This window comes from Pseudoalteromonas sp. Xi13 (genome assembly GCF_003952205.1).
Taxonomy (GTDB): Bacteria; Pseudomonadota; Gammaproteobacteria; order Enterobacterales; family Alteromonadaceae; genus Pseudoalteromonas; species Pseudoalteromonas atlantica.
The window spans coordinates 76,182-96,931 of the sequence record NZ_CP034440.1; the positions used below are offsets into that span (position 1 = coordinate 76,182).

The following is a 20,750-nucleotide window of genomic DNA, read 5'->3' on the forward strand; positions in this document are numbered from 1 at the left end:
TCAAAATATTTAGTTTGTAGTGGATTTGTATTAACCGGAACTACTTGTACCCGATTAAGGATCAAGCTTATGTTACAAATTTGAGTTATGAAAATTAAACATTTAATTTACAAGTAAAGTATTAGGAAACGTAAGAACAATAGAAATTACAGTAGGTTAAAAAACACACAAAATCAGTAAAACTTTAAACAGATACAAATTGTATACATATATTTACACTAAATTACACTATTAGCCGTGCACAATAGCTACGTTTACTTTATTTAATTAACGGCAGTAATCAGCCATTATGTTGCCTAGGCAACTTTGTATTAATCTCCTCATTACAAGCAATAACACCAGTAAATTTGCATTAACTATATGTCTCCTAAAGACATAAAAAAAGTGCTAAAAGCCCCATAAATACTGTGACACAGCCTAGTCACAGGAGTAATATACGGCTCGTTTAATTCGCTCTTTTTTGTTCTCTAAAATAAATTTAAGGTTAGCCAATGAATGCTTGGTATCTCATTTGTTTTCTCTCTGCTATCGCAATTTTTATTGCTTATGCAAACCAGTATGTTCTTAAAATGCAAACAACGATTGCTATAACAACGGGCTCGGTTGTTATATCGTTGTTATTAATTATTTCAGTTAAGTTATTAGGCGATACAACTGCATTAGAAATGACGCAAGTTGTAGCCAGTATTAATTTTAATGAATTGCTTTTAAAAGGCATGCTTGGATTTTTGTTATTTGCAGGTGCTTTAGAAATTAACCTGTTGGCACTGCGTAAACAACGATGGGAAATAACCGCTTTAGTTTTGTTCTCTACCGTAGTCTCTACTTTTTTAATTGGCTATTTAAGTTTTTATATTTTTGCCGCACTCGGCTGGCCCGTCCCTTTTATTTATTGTTTACTTTTTGGCGCCTTAATAAGCCCAACCGATCCAATTGCTGTACTGGCAATTATTAAACAATTACGCGCCCCTGAAGGTATTTCGGTACAGGTAGAAGGCGAGTCTTTATTTAACGATGGTATTGGTTTGGTAATTTTTACTACGCTGTTTTCTGTTGCATTTTTTGGCACCGATGCCAACCCAGCCGACATTGCAGAGCTGTTTTTTGTTGATGCCATAGGTGGGATCGTGTTTGGCTTAGCAATGGCCCTTGTGGGTCACTTTTTAATTATTAACTGTAAAGATGTAAATATACGCCTATTAATAACCTTAACCATTCCAACTGCGGGTTTTGCCGCTGCCAATGTATGGGAAATATCTGGTGCGCTTGCCATGGTAACCAGTGGTATTATTTTAGGTAATATTACTCGCGCAAAAGCAACCGAGCGCACAGGGCCCGAAAACACGCGCTATATTAAAGATTTTTGGCACGCCACCGACAGCTTTTTAAACGCTTTGTTATTTTTGATTATTGGTATGCTGATTGTCACTATGCCAGTAACAATGGGTGAAATTGGCTTAGGCCTCGTTATGATCCCTGCTATTTTATTAGCACGTTTTATTAGTGTGGGTGCGCCATTTGTAATATTTAAGCGCTTTAAAAACTACGACAAACACAGCGTTAAAATTTTAACTTGGGGTGGTTTACGTGGCGGTTTAGCATTAGCTATGGCTGCAGCTATTCCTCGTGATCAAGTATTTATATCAGGCAGTGATCTGCATGATTTAATCGTTATTGTGACCTATGTTGTGGTTATATTTTCTATTATTGTGCAAGGTTTAACTATCTCGCCTCTCATTCAAAGTAGTATTAAATCTGCCGAGCAAAGTCACTAAGTTTTCTTTATTAAACCCGCAGTCTATTCACTGCGGGTTAGTTATTTATGGGGGATTATTTTTAGCACGGTTTTATTTATTTTAAGCGTAATAAAAATAGTTTTAATTTTAAATGTTTTTTATAGGGCTAATTATGTCCAGTAAGTATACAAGTGTTTTTTCGTTATTTTATGGCATTACACGTCGCCACGTTTTTCTCTTTCCTTTGTTCTTACTCACTTTTTTATGTTTTTCTGCTTTTGCCTCAACGCCTGCTGAGCAAGCTAAGATTAAACAAATATCACAACTTGCAGAGTACGTAGGGGTTGATTACGTTGGCGCGGTGCATAAAGGCGAGGTACTCAGTAAAGACGAATTTCAAGAAATGTCTGAGTTTGCAAATTTAATAAGCACGCTAGCCACACAGTTAAGCAGTGCTAATAATCAATACAGTCATATAAAAATACAAGCTGGCGCCTTACATAACGCCATTATAAATAAACAAAGCGTACAGAGTGTTCGTGCTGCCAGCTCAAAGCTTAGAGAGTCTTTGCTTGAATTTATGCCACAGCTTTCTTTGCCTACATCTTTATTACCCCTAAAACAAACAAAGGCACTTTTTGCAGAAAACTGCTCTATGTGCCATGGCATAAATGGACAAGGTGATGGCCCACTTGCTAAAGGTTTAACACCACAGCCTACGGACTTTACGGATAAAGAGCGAGCCACAAATCGCACAATTATGGGATTATATGAAGCTGTATCCAATGGCATAGACGATACGCCAATGGTTGCTTTTAGCCAATTTAATGAGCAACAACGTTGGTCACTCGCCTTTTATGTAGGCAGTTTAGCTTTTCAAGATATAACTAAGCCGCAACACAATAACCAGAATATCAGCACTTCAGACATCATTAATCTTAACCCTGCGCAGCTTTCACAAAATAAATCCCCTGCCCAAGTTCAATTTATTAAGTGGCTGCGCGGTAATCCAGAACACTTATTTAAAAACAAAGCTCAGCCACTTAGCGTTGCACGCTCGCAACTTATTGCAGCGCAAAATGCACATGCTAATGGTGAATACGCAAAAGCCAGCGAACTGGCTATCAGTGCCTATTTAGATGGCTTTGAGCTGATAGAGAATAACTTAAATGCATACGATGAAAGCTTGCGTAAAAGCATTGAAGTACAATTGATGAACTTACGTAACACATTCAAAAATGAAAAAAACACCGAGCTTGTCGGTGCGCAAGTTAATGCTGTACTTGCACAATTAACAAAAGCAAACAACCTACTTAATGACACCACACTCAGTGATGGCGCCTTGCTATCAGCCAGTTTAGTTATTTTGCTGCGCGAAGGCCTAGAGGCACTATTAGTAGTTATTGCGCTAATGACGGTGCTTATAAAAACCAAACGCCAAGATGCGCTTAAATACGTTCATATTGGCTGGGTAATGGCCCTCATAGCAGGTGGCTTAACATGGGCAGCAGCGCAAACATTAATACAAATAAGTGGTGCCAGCCGCGAAGTAATGGAAGGGATAGGCGCCCTATTCGCAGCTATTATTTTGCTATATGTTGGGGTATGGATGCACAGTAAAACCAGTGCTCAGCAGTGGCAGGCATATATTCAGCAAAATATTAATACGCGATTAGAGTCTGGCACACTGTGGGGGCTCGCGGGCCTCTCGTTTATAGCGGTATATCGTGAAGTGTTCGAGACGGTATTATTTTATCAGTCGTTATTAACGCAAAGCTCGCAAGCACAGTATTCATCGCTTGCTATTGGGTTTGCATTGGGTGTGGTTTTATTAGCGCTTATTGCATGGGTGTTAGTTAAATATTCGATTAAGTTACCTATTGCTAAGTTTTTTGCGTATACAACTTATTTATTATTTGCACTTGCCTTTGTATTAATGGGTAAAGCTGTCATTGCATTACAAGAGGCTGATTTAGTCGCAATTAGTTCAATGCCGATAAACTTTGATATTGCACTACTGGGTTTAAAATCTACGTGGCAAGGCTTTATAGCGCAACTTACCGTAGCTGTTATATTTAGCTTTTACATTATTAAAGCTAAAAAACGCTAGCAAACACATCCTTAATAGTAAAAAGTTGTGCGTGGCTTTTTACTATTAAGGGTTTAGATCATGCCCATGTATCTAAATGTTTATTCCCTTCATCATCTACGGTGATTGCTTTTTCATTAGCTGCACTTGCACTTTTTTTGCCCTGCGCCTGCGCTAATCTTTTTTTGTTGAGCGTCTGTTTTTTTTCATTTTCAAGCTTAATTTTTTGCGCTTGCGGCATATTTTGCACACCTGCAATATGAAATGTACTTTTAGGCTCAAGCTCTAACCGTGAAATTTTCCCTAAAAAAGGGATCATTATATCCATACTCCCCTCCTTAACCTGTTTATTAAAAATTAGATAAATTGACCAACAAAGCCCAATTTGCCTACAATTTAAACATTAAAACAACTAAAAATACTGTTTAGCTCTCAATATTATCGGCAGTTATAAGATATGCTTTAATTTGGTAAAAAAAAACTTGCCTTGGCTAGGCCGTTTATGTTTTTATGAATGCGAAATTTATTGAAACAGATTAAAGCTTAACGCTCACTAAACAGCGGTAAGCAAAATAGGATACAAAAATGCGCTTAAACCTGACAACAGTACATCATCACCACCATTCACCGGAATAACCTGTCAGGTCTTTCGCTGAGAGGTTATTCCTAAAAGGAACCTCTGGCGATTCAAAACACATTGATTCATTTTCGCCCTGAGGTTCCCCTCGGGGTTTTTAGTTTTTAAATTAAAGGAAAATGAATAATGAGTAACACAAATCGTCTACGTATCGCCATCCAAAAAGGCGGTCGCCTGTCTAAAGATTGTCAAGATTTACTAAAGCAACTAGGTGTTAAATTAAACCTACGTGAGCAACGCTTAATTGCACACTCAACCAATATGCCAATTGACGTACTTCGTGTGCGCGATGACGATATTCCGGGCTTAGTAATGGACGGTGTTTGTGATTTAGGTATTGTTGGCGAAAACGTACTAGTAGAAGTACAAGCCGAACGCGAACGCCAAGGTGTACCAAGCGAAGTTAGCAAACTAGCAAAACTAGACTTTGGTTACTGCCGCCTTGCACTTGCATGGCCACAAGAGCTTGGCCCACGTGATAAAAGCTGGTTTGAAGGCAAACGTATTGCAACAACCTACCCAGAAATATTAACGCAATGGTTAAAGCGCGAAGGCATAAATGCAAGCACTGTAATGCTTACAGGCTCAGTAGAAGTAGCCCCACGTGCCGGTCTTTCAGATGCAATTTGTGATTTAGTTTCTACCGGTGCAACGCTTGAAGCGAACGGCTTGATTCAAGGTGATACAATTTTAGAATCAAACGCGTGTTTAATTCAAAATAAAGACCTGCAAGATGAAGACAAACTAGCGCTAATCAATAAGCTTATGCCGCGCCTTCGTGGTGTTAAACAAGCTAAAGAAAGCAAATACATTATGCTACACGCGCCAAAAACTAAACTTGATGAAATTTGCGAAATTTTACCAGGCTCTGGCCAACCTACTCTACTTGCACTTGCTGGTAACGAAGAGTACGTAGCGCTACACATGGTAAGCAGCGAAACATTATTTTGGGAAACAATGGAGCAGCTTAAAGCCCTAGGCGCTAACTCTATTTTAGTAATGCCAATTGAAAAAATGATGGAGTAAGTACCATGCTTCGTTGGAATGAGGAATCTTCACAAGTACAAGCAGCGGCGCTAATGCGCCCTGCGGTTTCTGCCAGCGCCAAGGTTGAAGCTATATGCCAAACAATTATGAGCGATGTGAAAGAGCAAGGTGATAAAGCCTTACTTGATATGGCTAAAAAGTTTGATAATAGAGCTAACCCTCGTTTACGTGTACCGCTTGATGAAATAAACGCATCAGAGCAAGCACTAAGCGCAGAGCTTAAATACGCAATTGACACCGCTTATGCAAACGTTAAACGTTTTCACGAAGCGCAATTGCCTAAAGATATTAAGTTATCAACCCAACCTGGCGTTGAATGTGAACTGAAATATCAGGCCATCGAAGCTGTGGGTATTTATGTACCTGGTGGAAGTGCTCCACTGCCATCATCGGTTATTATGCAAGGTGTACTTGCACAATTAAGTGGTGCTAAAACCGTCGTACTTGCAACCCCTGTGCAAGGTGATGAAAGCATTAACCCTGCCATTTTATATGCAGCTAAGTTATGTGGCATTACAACTTTAATTGAAAGTGGTGGCGCAGGTGCGATTGCCGCAATGGCCTATGGCACTGAATCAGTGCCTAAAGTGAACAAAATTTTTGGCCCAGGTAATAGCTTTGTAACGATGGCAAAACAGCTTGTTGCGCAAACAATTCCTGGTATGGCAATCGATATGCCAGCAGGCCCCTCTGAAGTATTAGTAATTGCAGATGAGCGTGCAAACCCAGAATTTATAGCGGCAGATTTACTCTCGCAAGCTGAGCACGGCGTAGACTCGCAAGTTATTTTATTATGTAACAGCGAAAGTATCATTGAGCAAACGCAGCAGGCACTTACACGCCAGCTTGCTAAATTAAGCCGCAAAGATACAGCCGAGCAAGCTCTGGCTAATTCATCACTTATTTTAGTGGACTCTGTTGAGCAAGCATTTGACGTATCAGCGCAATATGGCCCTGAGCACTTAATTTTGCAATTAGCAGATTCAACACCTTACTTAGATAAAGTAAAAAATGCAGGCTCGGTATTTGTTGGCGACTACACGCCAGAATCAGCGGGCGATTACGCATCGGGTACTAACCACGTGTTACCTACCTACGGTTACAGTGCAACCTATTCAAGCTTAAACTTGCTTGATTTTTTCCGCACTTACACAGTACAAACTATAAGTAAAAGTGGCTTAACACAGTTATCAAAAGCTATTTTGCCACTAGCAGATGCAGAAGGCCTTGATGCACATGCAAATGCGGTTTCAATTCGTTTAGAGGCAATTAAAAATGAGCAATGAGAGCGCACAAGCGACTAGCTTATTACCACAAAATATTGCAGCTCTTGCTGCCTATAGCTCTGCTAAAAGTGAAAAGCTAACAGGGTCAACGTGGTTAAATGCCAATGAAAGCCCGTACGCTAAAAATATTGAGCTGAGTATTGAAGATTTAAATCGCTACCCAGATCCACAGCCACAATTGGTTATTGACCGCTATGCTGCGTATGCAGAGCTTGAAAGCGAAAACGTATTAATGACGCGCGGCGCCGATGAAGGCATTGAGCTTTTAGTACGTACCTACTGCGAACCTGCAAAAGACAGCATTGCGTTATTTTTGCCAACTTACGGTATGTACAAAGTAACCGCTGATACGCACAACGTTGCAATCAATGGACTAACCCAAGCGTTATTACTTGATGGCAGTGTTGATGAAATAGTTGAGGCAGTGGGCAGCTCAAAATTGGTGTTTATTTGTAATCCAAATAACCCAACCGGTAGCATAACCCCCCTTGAAAAAGTAAAAGCAATTGCAACAGCGCTTGCCGGTAAAGCCTTAGTTATTGTTGATGAAGCCTATATTGAGTTTTGCCCTGAGCAAAGTGCTACAGCGCTGATTAACGAATATAGTAATGTAGTGGTACTGCGCACTTTATCTAAAGCGTTTGCGCTTGCAGGGTTAAGAACCGGTTTCACACTTGCACAAGAAAGTGTACTTGCACCTATTCGTAAAGTGATTGCGCCGTATCCGGTATCGGGTGTGGTAGCAAGTATTGCAGCACAAGCCATAGCGCCTGATGCAATTACATCAATGCGCCGACAAGTGACTATTTTAAATAGTTTAAAAGCTAAACTTGTACAGTGGTTAAACGCATCCCCAGCTGCATTAAAAATTCTCACTGGTGAAGGTAACTTTGTTACCTTAAAATTAGCCGACAAAAACTACTTTAAAGTAGCACTTGAACAAGGTTTAGTGATGCGCGCGTTTACCCTATACGGTGAAGACGATTGGCTACGTATCTCCATTGGTAATGAGCAAGAACTTGAGCAAGTAAAAATTTGGTTAGATGGCCTTGATAAGCCAGCAACCTCACCTCTTTTATCAGGACAAGAAGTATCATGAGTAACCCCTATTTATTTATTGACCGTGACGGCACCATAATTGAAGAGCCAATCACCGACAAACAGGTAGACAGCCTAGAAAAATTAGCTTTTTTACCTGGTGTTATCCCGGCTTTATTACAATTACAAGCCGCAGGGTACCGCTTAGTAATGGTATCTAACCAAGATGGCTTAGGCACAGACAGCTTCCCGACTGCTGACTTTGATATAGCACAAGATAAAATGATGGACATACTGCAAAGCCAAGGCATTAGCTTTGACGAGGTATTAATTTGTCCACACTTTGACGAGCAAAACTGTGATTGCCGTAAACCTAAAACAGGTTTATTAACTGAACTTATGCGTTCTGGCAAAGTTGATTTAGCTCGTTCATACGTGATTGGCGATCGTCAAACCGATATTGGCCTTGCTCAAAACTTATGTTGTGAAGGCATTTTGTATGATGGCAGCTGGCCTGCCATTGTTACAAAGCTTACAACTGCCAACCGTGAAGGCCGTGTTACGCGTAACACCAAAGAAACCCAAATTGATGTAGCCATAAACCTAGATCAAACTAAAAACGGTAGCATTGAAACAGGCCTTGGCTTTTTTGATCATATGCTTGATCAAATTCGCACCCACGCCAACATTGGTTTAAATATTAAAGCGAAAGGTGATTTACACATAGATGAGCACCACCTTGTTGAAGACATTGGTATTGCCCTAGGTGTTGCGCTTAAACAAGCGCTGGGTACTAAATCGCAAATAGCGCGCTATGGTTTTGCACTGCCAATGGATGAGTGTAAAGCAGAGGCACAAATCGATTTATCGGGCCGCGCTTCATTTGTATTAAACGCTAACTTTAGCCGTGAAAAAGCAGGCGATTTAGACGTACAAATGGTTGAGCACTTTTTCAAAAGCTTAAGCGATAATGCCGCTATTAGCCTTATTTTATCGGTGAGCGACGGTAACTGTCATCACCAAGTAGAAGGCTTATTTAAAGCGTTTTCACGTGCCCTTCGTATGGCAGTAGCACAAGACACGACCCAACAAACAGCCAGCTCTAAGGGATGTTTATGATTGCCATAATTAATACCGGGTGTGCCAATATAAATTCAGTTCGTTTTGCCTTTGAACGCTTAGGTCAAACGCCAACAGTCATTACCTCACCAGAGCAATTAGCTGGTTTTGAGCGTGCAATATTACCAGGCGTTGGACATGCATCTGTTGCCATGAAACGCCTTGTAGATAACGGCTGGCAACAAGCTATAAACGAATACCAGCGCCCACTTATGGGAATTTGCTTAGGTATGCAGTTACTGTGCGAAAGCACCGAAGAAGGTAACGTACAATGCTTAGGTAAAATACCAGGCCAAGTAAAAGCCCTTGATGTTGGCAATTTAACATCGCCGCATATGGGTTGGAATAACTTAAGCGTAAATAAAGAGCATGCACTCACCAAAGGCTTAACACAAGACGAGCAAGTGTACTTTGTACATAGCTTTGCGCACACCGTAAACGATGCAACACTTGTAAGCGGCCAGTACGGCCAAACCTTTTCAGCCATTGTTGCAAAAGACAACTACGCTGGCATGCAATTTCACCCAGAGCGCAGTGCAAAAGTAGGCACACGTTTATTACAAAATTTTGTTGATTGGCAGTTATAAACGGCCCATTAACCAACAATAAAGAGATTATTTGTGATTATTCCAGCATTAGACGTATTACAAAATCAAATTGTTCGTTTATACCAAGGTAAGTACGACACCGCTCAGTTTTACCCTTTTGAGCTTGGCGCACGTTTAAAAGAATACGCCGACAGCGGCGCAGGTAAATTGCACCTTGTAGATTTAGAAGGCGCACGCGATCCAAGTAAAAAACAGTGGCAACATATCCAAGCTGCAACGAAAGCGCTTAACGTACCTTATCAAGTGGGCGGCGGCATTCGCTCAGAGCAAGATGTAAGCGATTGGCTAAAAGCCGGTGCTAACCAAGTTGTTATTGGTTCTATGGCGGTAGAAAAACGCGAGCAAGTAAAAGCCTGGATTGAACAATTTGGCGCCGAGCACTTTGTTATTGCCCTTGATGTAAATAAAACAGCCACGGGCTGGGCACCTGCTACGCACGGTTGGTTAAGTGAATCTGAGTTTGGTTTACTTGAGCTTGTAGATTTTTATGTAAGCTTGGGCGTTATTGACTTTTTATGTACGGACATCAGTAAAGATGGCACCATGACGGGCCCATCGTTTGAGCTTTACGAAGATTTAACTCGCCATAACAGCAGCATTAAAGTACAAGCTTCGGGTGGCGTGAGCTCACTTGATGACATTAAAAAGCTTAAAGAGCTGGGCGTAGGTGGTGTTATTTTAGGTAAGTCACTACTTGATGGCGCATTTAGTGTTGAGGAGGCGTTGGCATGTTATCAAAACGCATAATCCCGTGTTTAGATGTAAAAGACGGCCAAGTAGTAAAAGGCGTTAAATTTAAAGGCCACGAAATAGTGGGCGATATTTTAACAATGGCAAAAGCCTACAGCGATGCCGGCGCCGATGAACTGGTTTTTTACGAAATCAGCGCAAGCGTTGAAAAACGTCTACTTGATGTAAATTGGGTAGAGAGCATTGCCCGCCACATCGATATTCCATTTTGTGTGGCTGGCGGTATTAAATCAGTAGCCGATGCAGCACGTGTACTAGAGCGTGGCGCTGACAAAATAAGTATTAACAGCCCTGCTATTGCCCGCCCTGAGCTTATAAAAGAGCTGCATGATGAATTTGGTAAGCAATGTGTTGTTGTAGGTATTGATAGCTTTTACGATGAAGTGACCGGCGAATACTTAGTGTATCAACTAACCGGCGATCCTAATGCATCAAGCCGTACACGTTACAAAACCGAGGAATGGGTTAAACGCGTACAAGACTTAGGCGCAGGCGAAATTGTTTTAAACTGTATGAACCAAGATGGCGTACGTAACGGTTACGACAATGAGCAGCTGAGTAAAATGCGCGCATTATGTAATATTCCTTTAATCGCATCAGGCGGTGCAGGCAGTATGCAAGACTTTGTTGATGTATTTAAACAAAGCGAAGTCGATGGCGCATTAGCAGCAAGCGTTTTTCACAAAAATGTGATTAACATTGGCGAATTAAAACAATTTTTAACTGATAACCAAGTGGCAGCAAGACTATGCAAGTAACACAACAAAACCAAACTCAAGTAGATTTTGCTAAAAGCGAAATGATCCCTGCGATTGTTCAAGATGCTCGCTCTGGTGTTATTTTAATGCAAGGCTTTATGAACAGCGAAGCACTAAAGGTGACGCTTGAAAGTAACAAGGTAACCTTTTACTCGCGTTCAAAGTCACGTTTATGGACCAAAGGTGAGTCATCAGAAAACTACTTAAACGTAGTATCGGTGCATACCGATTGTGACTACGACTCAATTTTAGTACTGGCTAATCCAGAAGGCCCAACATGTCACTTAGGTACACAAAGCTGCTTTGGTGAAGACGCTAAACCTAGCCTAAGCTTTTTAGCACAGTTAGAAGATGTGATTGTTGCGCGTAAAAATGATGACCCTGAAAAAAGCTACACAGCGTCTTTATTTGCTAAAGACTTAAGCCGTAGCTGTCAAAAAGTGGGCGAAGAAGGCGTAGAAGTAGCGCTTGCTGCAATGAAACACGATAACGATGAACTTACTAACGAATCGGCTGATTTAATTTATCACCTTACTGTATTGCTACAACGCCAAGGCTTAGCCCTTGAAGACGTTGTAAAATGCCTACAAGGTCGCCATAAATAATACAGCTGCTTTGTTTTAGCGCATTTACAGGCCCATATTTTATGGGCCTTTTTACGTTATGGTATTTATTTTTTTACATAGGTTGCGTATGGTGCAGCTTATAGAATTCTTTTAGCGTTGCTTATGAATAAATCAATTATCACAGCCTTATCCTTATTGGTATTAACGGGCTGTGTAAGCCAAAAAGCCCCTGCGCCTACAATAGTAAAAACGCAAAACGCATGTAGCCCACTAAACACATTACTTAATGCGCACACTAACGGCTTTAATGCAGTAAAAGCAAATAAAGTGGGAAATGATTTTATAAACCAGTGGCATGCTAATACTCATTTTATAGGCAATACCTGCACCATTACTCAACATAATAAGCAGTTTAGTTATCAATGCACGAGTGAAAACAAACAAGCCCATGCCACAAATCTACATATACAAACAGTGGATAAAATACGTCAATGTGTAGCGTCACAAGGCTGGTACGAAAATACGAAAGAGTCAGCAACCTCAATGAGTAGTAACTTTGTTTTGGATGAAGCTCACCCAGTTATCACCTTATTTACCTCTCAAAGCAGAACGCGCTATATTACCCGTTTTGAAATTGCTCCACCGCTAGGAAATTAAATGCAAAAACCCACACACTCAAACACTAAGTTAAAAACAGACTGTTTAGGCATATGTGAGCGCCGCAGCGGTTATTGCACTGGCTGCGGGCGAACTAATGAAGAAATATTTGATTGGATCATCCTCAGCCAAGAAGAAAAAAACGCCATTTTAGCGCAGCCGCGAGCTGACTTAAAAAAGCCATAAATTTGCCACTTGCGTGTAACACCCCCCCTTTAGTATTGCTAAAAACGGTAGGGGGTGAACATCATGGCAGCATTATTTGTAATAAACTTAGCGCGCTCCGCGCAGCGACTCGCAAATACTCAAACGCAACTGGCACGTGTTAACTTGTCATTTGAACGGATTGATGCCGTAGATGGCGCACAATTAAGTACACAACAAAAGTTCCTACATTACAGCCCGCAATTGAATAAACAGCAGTATCACTATCCGCTAAGCAATGGTCAAATTGGCTGCTATTTAAGCCACCGTAAAGCATGGCAAAAAATAGTTGAAGAAAAACTAGATTACGCGATTGTGATCGAGGATGACTTTTATATTGATGAGAGCATTCATAATGCGATAAAAAATATTGAGCAGCTACAGCAGCCCTGGCAGCTTATTAAACTCGCCGCTTATGAAAACCGCACTCGCCCTATTGCCTATCAGCAAAACCTAAATAACCACCAGCAATTAGTCATACATAAAAAGCTAATGACCGGCTGTTGTGCTACGGCAATAAGCTATGAAGGGGCTAAGCAATTACTTAAAGCCACAGCTAAATTTGGCCGTCCTGTAGATTGCGATTTACAGCATATTTGGGAAACCCACGTAAATGGTTTTTCGCTTATGCCATACCCTGTTTCGCAAAATACAGACATACAGAGCGATATTGCAAGCTGCGCTACTAAAACCAAGGTTAAAAAAGCTTTTTTAAAACGTAAGTTTCAACAATTACACAGCGGCGTTTTAAATAAACTTTATACAAATGCATTTATAAAACAAACCAAGCAAATTAAACCTAATAAAAAAGGCGCTACAAAAGCACCTTCTTTACTCACGCAAGGTTCTTAATTTTATAACTATGCTTGATCGAGCGCTTGGCTTACATCGGCAATAATATCGGCAATGTTTTCAATACCGACTGATAGGCGAATTAAATCACGGCTCACACCTGCGCTTGCAAGCTCTTCATCATTTAATTGGCGGTGTGTAGTTGACGCAGGATGGCAAGCCAGCGATTTAGCATCGCCAATATTAACTAAACGCAGGATCATATTAAGCGCATCAATAAAGCGCGTGCCTGCTTCAAGGCCGCCCGCGATACCAAAGCTTAAAATGCCTGAGGCTTTACCACTGGTGATTTTTTGGCTCATTGCATTATATGGGCTTGATGTTAAACCAGCGTAGTTAACCCAAAGTACTTTAGGGTGATTTTCTAAGTATTCAGCCAGTTTCTGCGCGTTTTCGCAGTGGCGATCCATTCGTAAGCCTAGGGTTTCTAGGCCAATTAAAATGTCAGATGCATTTTTGGGCGCAAGTGCTGCACCGGTATTTCTAAGTGGCACTACTCTACAACGACCAATAAAGGCTGCTTCTGCAAAGGCATCGGTATAGACCACATTGTGATACGACGGATCGGGCTCATTCATCATTGCAAAGCGTGTGGCATTGGCTTTCCAATCAAATTTACCTGAATCAACAATCATACCGCCAATAGCTGTACCGTGTCCGTTTATATACTTTGTCAGTGAATGAACCACTATATCGGCACCTAACTCAAATGGGCGGCATAAATACGGTGTAGCTACAGTATTATCAACAATAAGTGGTACCCCTTTACTATGAGCAATGTTTGCTAAACGCTCAATATCGACAATATTACCTGCGGGGTTACCAATGGACTCACAAAATACTGCGCGGGTATTATCATCAATCGCGTCTTCAAAGGCGCTAAAATCATCAGCTTTAATCATGCGTGCTTCAATACCTTGACGCGGTAACGTATGGGCAAATAAGTTATATGTACCGCCATATACTTGGCTGGTGCTCACAATATTAGTGCCTACTTCACACAAGCATTGAATAGCATAGGTAATAGCTGCCATGCCCGAGGCTACCGCTAGCGCACCAATGCCCCCTTCCATTGCAGCAATACGCTGTTCAAGCACCGCATTGGTTGGGTTCATAATACGAGTATAAATATTGCCTGGTACTTTTAAGTCGAATAAATCAGCGCCATGCTGCGTATTATCAAACGTGTAAGATGAGGTATTATAAATAGGCACTGCTGCTGATTTTGTGGTTTCTTCAGACTCGTAACCATGGTGCAGTGCTAATGACTCTAGTTTCATAATTATTTCCTTCAATATTGTGATGATTAAACCTAGCATTATTAGCTTATAAAATGCACATGAATTAAATTAATGAATTATGAGTGTCAGGGGTATTAAAGTTTGCGGGATGAGTTTTACTCAATCTAGAGGGTGTTTTATTTCACTGCATAGGTTTTGTTTTATCAAAATACCAAAGCAGAAGCAGTAAAGCCTATCATATTAATGTGTAGCGTTATTTGGCTAAAGGGTTTAAATACTAAATGCGGTCGACGGCTCAATTTACGCTATTTACAACTAACTGATTTTTAGGTTAACACTTATAATAAATGTACTTATAACGCTTTAAAATCGAGTAACTGTAACGCTGGCAGCGGTTTACTAAAGTAGTAACCTTGAATCAAATCGCAATTTAGCTCGGCTAATAATTTTTGTTGTGCTGATGTTTCTACGCCTTCAGCTACCACACTTAAGCCTAAGCTATGCGACATTGCAATTGTGGCTTTAACTAAGCTGTAGTCTTCTTGGTTTTCGGTAATACCACACATAAAGCTGCGATCTATTTTTAATACTTCAAACGGATATTGCCTTAAATAGCTAAGCGATGAGTAGCCTGTGCCAAAGTCATCCATAGATAGTTTAATACCGAGCTTATTAAGTGCATGCAACGATTCTGTAATATTGGTTTGTACGCTCATTAACACGCCTTCGGTTATTTCAAGCTCGACATTTTTAGCACTTACTCCGGTTTTTTCTAACGTGCTTGCTATAAAACTTAGCAGCTCTGAATCTCTAAATTGGCTTGGTGATAAATTAATTGCCATGCTGTAGTTTTGTTGAGAGCTTACCTGCCACTGCGTTAAAAATGCTAATGCCTGCTCAATAACAAACTTTCCAATAGGAATAATTAAACCTGTTTGCTCTGCTAACGGAATAAACTCATCGGGCATAACCTTACCAAGCACACTATTGTTCCAGCGTAATAGCGCCTCAGCCCCAATTATTTTAAGTGTTTTAGCATCGCATTTAGGTTGGAAATACAATTCAAATTCGTTTTTTTCAAGAGCAACATGCATCTGCGCTTCTATTGCTAACCGCCTTTTTATGGCGGTATTCATTTCGCTGGTAAAGCAGGCGTAGGTGTTTCTGCCAAGCGCTTTTGCTTGGTACATTGCTGTGTCTGCATGGCGTAATAAATCAGAGGCTGTTACCCCATTATCGGGGTACAAAGCCACACCAATACTTAACGTTAATAACAATTCGCGGCCATCTATTTCAAAGGGGGTTCTAAAGCTTTTAAGTAAGCGTGTAACAATCGCATCTAGCTGTTTTTTACTGTGTAGCTCTGATTGTAGAATAATAAATTCATCGCCCCCTAACCTGCCTACGGTCGCGTTTTCATTAACTATTTGGCTCAGTTTATTAGCGGCGCTGATAAGTAATGAATCGCCAATTTCATGCCCGAGTGTGTCGTTTACTTTTTTAAAGTCATCTAAGTCGATAAAAATAACAGCGGCTAAAGTATTTTTTTCGCTCGCAGTGCTAATCAGCTGAGTAAGTCGTTTTAAAGAATAAAAACGATTAGGGAGTAGCGTTAAGCTATCGTAATAGGCTTGTTTACGTATAAGTTTGTTTGACTCATGCTGCTCTGTTATGTCGCGAATTATCACCATTACTTGGTCTGAATGATGTAAATAACTCACTCGCGCTTCGAAATACAAAACGCCTTTGGGTACTAAAAGTTCGTATTCAAAGCATACATTACCTTTGTTAATTAACAGCTCTTGAATATTGTCTTTAAACATTTTGGCTACAGTATAGGGCAATACGCTAAACATCGATTTATTTAAAAATTGCTCAGGCTGTAAATGTAAGTTGCTCAAATCATTTGCATGGTAATCAACTATGGTGCCATCGGGTTTGAGTAGAAAGTACAAATCAGGAATGGCTTCAAATACTTTTTCGAGCATCTGCTGTTTATCCATAGCTTGCGCTTGTGCTTGTTTTACATCGCTCAAGTCTATGTCTATGCAGTACATCTGTTTTACCCCATGCTGATTTGTAAACATAACATGGCTTGAAAACACAGTAACATTGCTGCCATTTTGATGCTGTAATGTAAGCTCAGCCGCGGGTATTTCGATATCGTTTATGAGCCACTCACGATGAGCATCTATAACCGCATCTTGCATTGGGGGCGGAATAATTAATTCTTCTAGTTTTTTTCCGGTTGCGTACTCTTTTGTATAGCCATAAAGCAGCTCACTGCCTTTATTCCAATAAATAACGCGGCGCTGCTCATCGTATCCTTGCACAGAAATACTGTGTATCGCATCAAATAACTGATGCAGCGGATCGTTAAGCACAAATTGATGTGAGAGGATTTGAGTGGTTTTTAATGACTTCATTTATACGCAACCTAGAGTCGTTATTAACACAATAATAGGACGTACTCTTAAAATTAGCACTTTTAGGTTGGTTTTTAAGTGATATACCTTTGCATAAGATATAAAAAAAGGAGCAAAAGCTCCTTTAATAAAACGCTATTATGTTAATCAGCTTGCACATTAATGGGGTGCTCTACCCCCATCCATGCTTTAAATAAGGCGCGTTGAGATAAAGTTGCATTTTTATCAGCAACCACCTTTTTAGGTTTATCATAATCTTGCGATAAAACGAGGGTTGTCGATTGAAGTGCATCGCGACGAATAAAATCGATAGTGACTTTTTCACCCGCTTTAAATACTTCTAAGCTCGATTTTAAATCTTTTCCAACATGCTGCTTGTTAACCGCCACAATTTTATCGTCTGTTGTGAGGCCCGCTTGCCATGCTGCTCCGCCTCTGCGAACGTGGGTAAGTGTTAATAACTCGCCGCTATTTTTTGCAGTGGCATCAATGCTTGCTAATGGCTTAGCGCTCTCAGGGCGAGTAAGCTTTAAGCCAACTTTACCTAATAAAGCATCAAAATCTATATTAGCTGGGGTGCTCACGTTATCGTGCCACCACGTTGTGTAGTCTTCACCTGTTAGCTCTTTTAATATTGCCAGAACATCTTGCTCAGTAAACCCTTGTGGTAACGTGTGCTTGTTGTATAAAGCGTTGTGTACTTGGCGGTAGTTAACTTTTGCCTGGGTTGTTTCTAATAAATGTATATCTAGCAACATAGAAAGCAATGAGCCTTCTAAATATATATTGGTGCTGTAATTACGCGCGTGGTCGCCACCTTGGTTTATCCATTTATCAAAGCTTGTTTCGCTGGCACTTTGTACTTCTCGACCTGGTGTTTGTAAGTGGCGATTAATCGTTTTACTCATCACTTTAAAAAACTCATCGGTGGTTTCTATGCCTGAGCGCACTAATAGATGATCTTCAAAGTAGCTAGTAGAACCTTCCGAAATCCATAATAAATTTGAGTAGTTCATGTTGGTGTAATCATAAGGCGCCAGCCCTTTAGGGCGGTAAGCTTTTACATTCCAGGTATGAATAAATTCATGCGCGGCGGTACTTATAAAGCCTAAGTAATCTTCGCGGCTACCAAAACGATTCCGTGGGCGCTGTATAATGGTTGAGTTTAAATGCTCAGTTGCCCCGCCAGCACCCGATGTAGCATGCACCATAAATACATAACGCTCATACGGGTAGCTATTCCAAATAACATTACCTGTGGTCACTAATTTTTTTAAATCAGTAAGCATTAGTTGCTCATCGTAGTTGCCTTCGCCCCATATGACTAACTCGTATTGGCGGCCATCTACTTCAAATTTATGAAGTTTGTTAATTCCTGTCTCTATTGGTGAGTCTACCAGTACATCGTAATCTGCGGCTTTAAAACTGTGTTTATTACTCGCATTTTCCATGCCTGATACAGAGCGCCACGCTTTAGGCACCTTTAAATCTACGGTAACTGGTTCTTGGCGAAATGATTCACTAAACATAAAAAAGCCAGATGCATCAATAAAGGCATGGCTATCGTCTATGTGGCGTGCACGTTTACCTAACTCGTTTGCATATACTTGGTAATCAATATTCACGTGTGTTGGCTCAGCTAAATGCACTCGCCATGTGCTGTGATTAATTTTTTCCCATTTTAATGCATTGCCATTGTCGTCTGTGGCCGCAAAGTAACGTACCCCATTGGCTAAATTTAATATTTCGTAGCGACCAGTGCGCCATGCAGGCAATTTAACATCGATATGCGATTGCGCCGACTTTGGAAACTCTACACTTACATTACCTAAATGATGTTGTGGCTGTGTAATACTTAAAGAATAATTTACATCGGCTAACGCAGGGGCTGCACAACAGGCCGCTAACATTGACAGGACAAAACGCTTTTTCATAATGACTCAAAGTTACTTATTATTTGAAATAAGCCTAACAAGGCATAAATTAAAAGTGAATTAAAAACGACAAACAACCTAATAGCTCAGTTTACATGCAGGGTCTAAGTAAAAATGCTAAGTTTTTAATTAGATAACTACACTTAATATGATTTTGTTGTAAACTGAAGGTAATGTAATTAATACGATGGCGGTATGCTTAGGTGTCTGAAAACTCTAACGCTGTAGATAAAAAGTTAAAGCAAGCAATTGAAGCAAGGATAGCCATTGAAAATGCGCGTAAGCTCCAAGTTGATACTTTATCAAATCTAACTGCAAAATTGTCTTTAAGCTGTAAAGGGCTTGATATTGAGCTTGATAATAAACTCGCCAAATTTAGAAGTTCGCTAAATAAAGGTGTCGGGTTTGAAATATTATCCCCTTTAATAGATGACATTTTATTGTTACTGCAAAACCAAGAGGCGTTACAAACAGCCCATCAGCGAGAGCTGTTTTCGAGCGTACAAACAGCCGGTAAGCTTTTACAAAAAACCAAAGGCTTACCAGATGATACCCGCCGCACCTTAAGACATTTACTCGACCACGAAATTAATAATGTACAGTCTACGCACGACTACATCCCGATATTAAATCAGCTTATTAACTTTTATCACCATGCTTTGCATAGCAAGCTTTCAACCACGGATGAAACAAGCACTAATGCTTCTCCTCGTATGGCTAAAAAGCTGTTAGAGCTTGCAAATGAGCTGGTATTAGAGGATGAATCGACTGAACAAATTAAACAAATAAAAAATACAATTACCGAAAACGATAATGTAGAAGCCCTGTTGCAAGCTGCTTTAAATATAATAAGCGTCGTGGTCAAAAATATCAGTAAAGAGCGCCAATCGGCACAAAGCTTTTTAGTCTCGCTTAACCAAACATTAGAAGAGTTGCACTCATCAATTGTATCTACCAGCCAGCACTCTAAGTCAATGGGGGAAGAGTTCGATACACTAAATAAACGTATTGAAGGAAAAATAAAACATTTAAACGAGCAAACCCAATCTGCTACGTCTATTTCCTCTTTAAAAGAATTAGTTGATAACGAGCTAAAATCTCTCAGCCAAGACTTTATAGCTAAAGAGCAGCTAGAAAGAAAAGACCGCGAAACGCTGATTGCCAGTTTTGATGAAATTAACCAGCGAATTGGCAGCTTAGAAGGCAAACTAACTAAATATAAAAAACGCCTAAACGAGCAACGCTTTAAAAGTTTACTCGACAGCCTTACAAAACTTCCAAATAGAGCGGCTTTTGATGAACGTTACAATCACGAGCTTCACTTATTTAATGTCCAAGCCTCGGATGTTACCCTAGTGGTTATTGATGTGGATCACTTTAAGTCAATTAATGATAGATTTGGTCATACTGCAGGCGATATAACCTTACAAGTTATTGCAAAGGCGCTGCAAAGATCAGTGAGGCAGTCTGATTTTATAGCCCGCTACGGCGGAGAAGAATTTGTCCTACTTATGCCTGGGCTTTCGTTGTTAAACGCAGCGCAGCCGCTTGAAAAACTAAGAAAAGTGATTAAGAATATTCCTTTTAAATTTAGAGAAAAAGAAATAGAAATCACCATTTCGTTAGGCGCTACACAATTTAAAAAAGGCGATACACCGCTCAAAGCATTCGACAGAGCAGATGACGCCCTTTATGAAGCAAAAAAAACGGGTCGGGATCGCCTTTGTATGAGTAAATAATGTCATAATTCTCAATTAGTTTGAGTGCTAAAGTAGATGACATGCAGTTTTTACATTTTAAGC

Annotated in this window: 18 protein-coding genes; 14 read left to right on the forward strand and 4 right to left on the reverse strand. The window is 40.3% G+C overall.

Annotation, left to right across the window (positions count from 1 at the left end):
- Window positions 1-491: 491 nt before the first annotated feature.
- Together EJ103_RS16850 and EJ103_RS16855 are read left to right on the forward strand one after the other, a co-directional pair.
- The gene (locus EJ103_RS16850; RefSeq protein ID WP_064387250.1) at window positions 492-1,775 is read left to right on the forward strand and encodes a sodium:proton antiporter; all 1,284 of its coding nucleotides are present in this window, start codon (window positions 492-494) and stop codon (window positions 1,773-1,775) included.
- A gap of 133 nt (window positions 1,776-1,908) precedes the next feature.
- A complete protein-coding gene (locus EJ103_RS16855; protein ID WP_164521646.1) occupies window positions 1,909-3,846 on the forward strand; it encodes a cytochrome c/FTR1 family iron permease in 1,938 nt (645 codons plus the stop codon).
- Between the two features lie 58 nt (window positions 3,847-3,904).
- On the opposite strand, the gene EJ103_RS16860 is transcribed toward EJ103_RS16855, so the two are convergent.
- A complete protein-coding gene (locus EJ103_RS16860) occupies window positions 3,905-4,153 on the reverse strand; it encodes a hypothetical protein (protein WP_004586377.1) in 249 nt (82 codons plus the stop codon).
- 435 nt (window positions 4,154-4,588) lie between these two features.
- Between EJ103_RS16860 and hisG the strand changes: the two genes are divergently transcribed.
- The 11 genes from hisG (at window position 4,589) to EJ103_RS16915 (ending at window position 13,347) form a co-directional block, all read left to right on the forward strand.
- Window positions 4,589-5,488, forward strand: coding sequence for an ATP phosphoribosyltransferase (gene hisG / locus EJ103_RS16865; protein WP_004586378.1), 900 nt, complete (start codon window positions 4,589-4,591; stop codon window positions 5,486-5,488).
- Between the two features lie 5 nt (window positions 5,489-5,493).
- Window positions 5,494-6,795: a histidinol dehydrogenase gene (hisD, locus tag EJ103_RS16870; protein ID WP_126008879.1), complete on the forward strand. Its 1,302-nt coding sequence runs from the start codon at window positions 5,494-5,496 to the stop codon at window positions 6,793-6,795.
- The gene (hisC, locus tag EJ103_RS16875; RefSeq protein WP_055254149.1) at window positions 6,785-7,894 is read left to right on the forward strand and encodes a histidinol-phosphate transaminase; all 1,110 of its coding nucleotides are present in this window, start codon (window positions 6,785-6,787) and stop codon (window positions 7,892-7,894) included. The genes hisD and hisC overlap by 11 nt, the downstream gene beginning before the upstream one ends.
- Complete coding sequence (gene hisB, locus EJ103_RS16880; RefSeq protein WP_024031732.1) at window positions 7,891-8,952, forward strand: bifunctional histidinol-phosphatase/imidazoleglycerol-phosphate dehydratase HisB; 1,062 nt, start codon at window positions 7,891-7,893, stop codon at window positions 8,950-8,952. Before hisC ends, hisB begins: the two co-directional genes overlap by 4 nt.
- Window positions 8,949-9,539: an imidazole glycerol phosphate synthase subunit HisH gene (gene hisH, locus EJ103_RS16885; RefSeq protein ID WP_126008881.1), complete on the forward strand. Its 591-nt coding sequence runs from the start codon at window positions 8,949-8,951 to the stop codon at window positions 9,537-9,539. The genes hisB and hisH overlap by 4 nt, the downstream gene beginning before the upstream one ends.
- A gap of 33 nt (window positions 9,540-9,572) precedes the next feature.
- Window positions 9,573-10,307, forward strand: a complete 735-nt coding sequence (locus tag EJ103_RS16890) for a 1-(5-phosphoribosyl)-5-[(5-phosphoribosylamino)methylideneamino] imidazole-4-carboxamide isomerase (protein ID WP_004586383.1) — start codon at window positions 9,573-9,575, stop codon at window positions 10,305-10,307.
- Entirely contained in the window at window positions 10,289-11,068 is a 780-nt protein-coding gene (hisF, locus tag EJ103_RS16895) for an imidazole glycerol phosphate synthase subunit HisF (protein ID WP_006793443.1), read from the forward strand. The genes EJ103_RS16890 and hisF overlap by 19 nt, the downstream gene beginning before the upstream one ends.
- Entirely contained in the window at window positions 11,059-11,673 is a 615-nt protein-coding gene (gene hisIE / locus EJ103_RS16900) for a bifunctional phosphoribosyl-AMP cyclohydrolase/phosphoribosyl-ATP diphosphatase HisIE (protein WP_126008883.1), read from the forward strand. Before hisF ends, hisIE begins: the two co-directional genes overlap by 10 nt.
- Window positions 11,674-11,796: 123 nt before the next feature.
- Entirely contained in the window at window positions 11,797-12,291 is a 495-nt protein-coding gene (locus EJ103_RS16905) for a hypothetical protein (RefSeq protein ID WP_055019041.1), read from the forward strand.
- Window positions 12,292-12,477, forward strand: coding sequence for a DUF1289 domain-containing protein (locus EJ103_RS16910; RefSeq protein ID WP_024031736.1), 186 nt, complete (start codon window positions 12,292-12,294; stop codon window positions 12,475-12,477).
- A 63-nt stretch (window positions 12,478-12,540) separates the two neighbouring features.
- Complete coding sequence (locus EJ103_RS16915; protein ID WP_126008886.1) at window positions 12,541-13,347, forward strand: glycosyltransferase family 25 protein; 807 nt, start codon at window positions 12,541-12,543, stop codon at window positions 13,345-13,347.
- Window positions 13,348-13,355: 8 nt separating this feature from the next.
- On the opposite strand, the gene EJ103_RS16920 is transcribed toward EJ103_RS16915, so the two are convergent.
- From EJ103_RS16920 to EJ103_RS16930, 3 genes are all read right to left on the reverse strand, one after another.
- The gene (locus EJ103_RS16920) at window positions 13,356-14,627 is read right to left on the reverse strand and encodes an aminotransferase class I/II-fold pyridoxal phosphate-dependent enzyme (protein ID WP_126008888.1); all 1,272 of its coding nucleotides are present in this window, start codon (window positions 14,625-14,627) and stop codon (window positions 13,356-13,358) included.
- 314 nt (window positions 14,628-14,941) lie between these two features.
- On the reverse strand, window positions 14,942-17,014 hold the full coding sequence (locus tag EJ103_RS16925; RefSeq protein WP_126008890.1) for a bifunctional diguanylate cyclase/phosphodiesterase: 2,073 nt from the start codon (window positions 17,012-17,014) through the stop codon (window positions 14,942-14,944).
- Between the two features lie 143 nt (window positions 17,015-17,157).
- On the reverse strand, window positions 17,158-18,948 hold the full coding sequence (locus EJ103_RS16930; protein WP_055019045.1) for a PDZ domain-containing protein: 1,791 nt from the start codon (window positions 18,946-18,948) through the stop codon (window positions 17,158-17,160).
- Between the two features lie 203 nt (window positions 18,949-19,151).
- Here EJ103_RS16930 and EJ103_RS16935 point away from each other — a divergent pair, with 203 nt between their 5' ends.
- Window positions 19,152-20,687, forward strand: coding sequence for a GGDEF domain-containing protein (locus EJ103_RS16935; RefSeq protein ID WP_126008892.1), 1,536 nt, complete (start codon window positions 19,152-19,154; stop codon window positions 20,685-20,687).
- Window positions 20,688-20,750: the final 63 nt, after the last annotated feature.

Coding starts and splice junctions, on each gene's coding strand:
- EJ103_RS16850 (WP_064387250.1), top strand. CDS start 492: ATGAATGCTTGGTATCTCATTTGTTTTCTCTCTGCTATCGCAATTTTT.
- EJ103_RS16855 (WP_164521646.1), top strand. CDS start 1,909: ATGTCCAGTAAGTATACAAGTGTTTTTTCGTTATTTTATGGCATTACA.
- EJ103_RS16860 (WP_004586377.1), bottom strand. CDS start 4,153: ATGGATATAATGATCCCTTTTTTAGGGAAAATTTCACGGTTAGAGCTT.
- hisG (WP_004586378.1), top strand. CDS start 4,589: ATGAGTAACACAAATCGTCTACGTATCGCCATCCAAAAAGGCGGTCGC.
- hisD (WP_126008879.1), top strand. CDS start 5,494: ATGCTTCGTTGGAATGAGGAATCTTCACAAGTACAAGCAGCGGCGCTA.
- hisC (WP_055254149.1), top strand. CDS start 6,785: ATGAGCAATGAGAGCGCACAAGCGACTAGCTTATTACCACAAAATATT.
- hisB (WP_024031732.1), top strand. CDS start 7,891: ATGAGTAACCCCTATTTATTTATTGACCGTGACGGCACCATAATTGAA.
- hisH (WP_126008881.1), top strand. CDS start 8,949: ATGATTGCCATAATTAATACCGGGTGTGCCAATATAAATTCAGTTCGT.
- hisF (WP_006793443.1), top strand. CDS start 10,289: ATGTTATCAAAACGCATAATCCCGTGTTTAGATGTAAAAGACGGCCAA.
- hisIE (WP_126008883.1), top strand. CDS start 11,059: ATGCAAGTAACACAACAAAACCAAACTCAAGTAGATTTTGCTAAAAGC.
- EJ103_RS16905 (WP_055019041.1), top strand. CDS start 11,797: ATGAATAAATCAATTATCACAGCCTTATCCTTATTGGTATTAACGGGC.
- EJ103_RS16910 (WP_024031736.1), top strand. CDS start 12,292: ATGCAAAAACCCACACACTCAAACACTAAGTTAAAAACAGACTGTTTA.
- EJ103_RS16915 (WP_126008886.1), top strand. CDS start 12,541: ATGGCAGCATTATTTGTAATAAACTTAGCGCGCTCCGCGCAGCGACTC.
- EJ103_RS16920 (WP_126008888.1), bottom strand. CDS start 14,627: ATGAAACTAGAGTCATTAGCACTGCACCATGGTTACGAGTCTGAAGAA.
- EJ103_RS16925 (WP_126008890.1), bottom strand. CDS start 17,014: ATGAAGTCATTAAAAACCACTCAAATCCTCTCACATCAATTTGTGCTT.
- EJ103_RS16930 (WP_055019045.1), bottom strand. CDS start 18,948: ATGAAAAAGCGTTTTGTCCTGTCAATGTTAGCGGCCTGTTGTGCAGCC.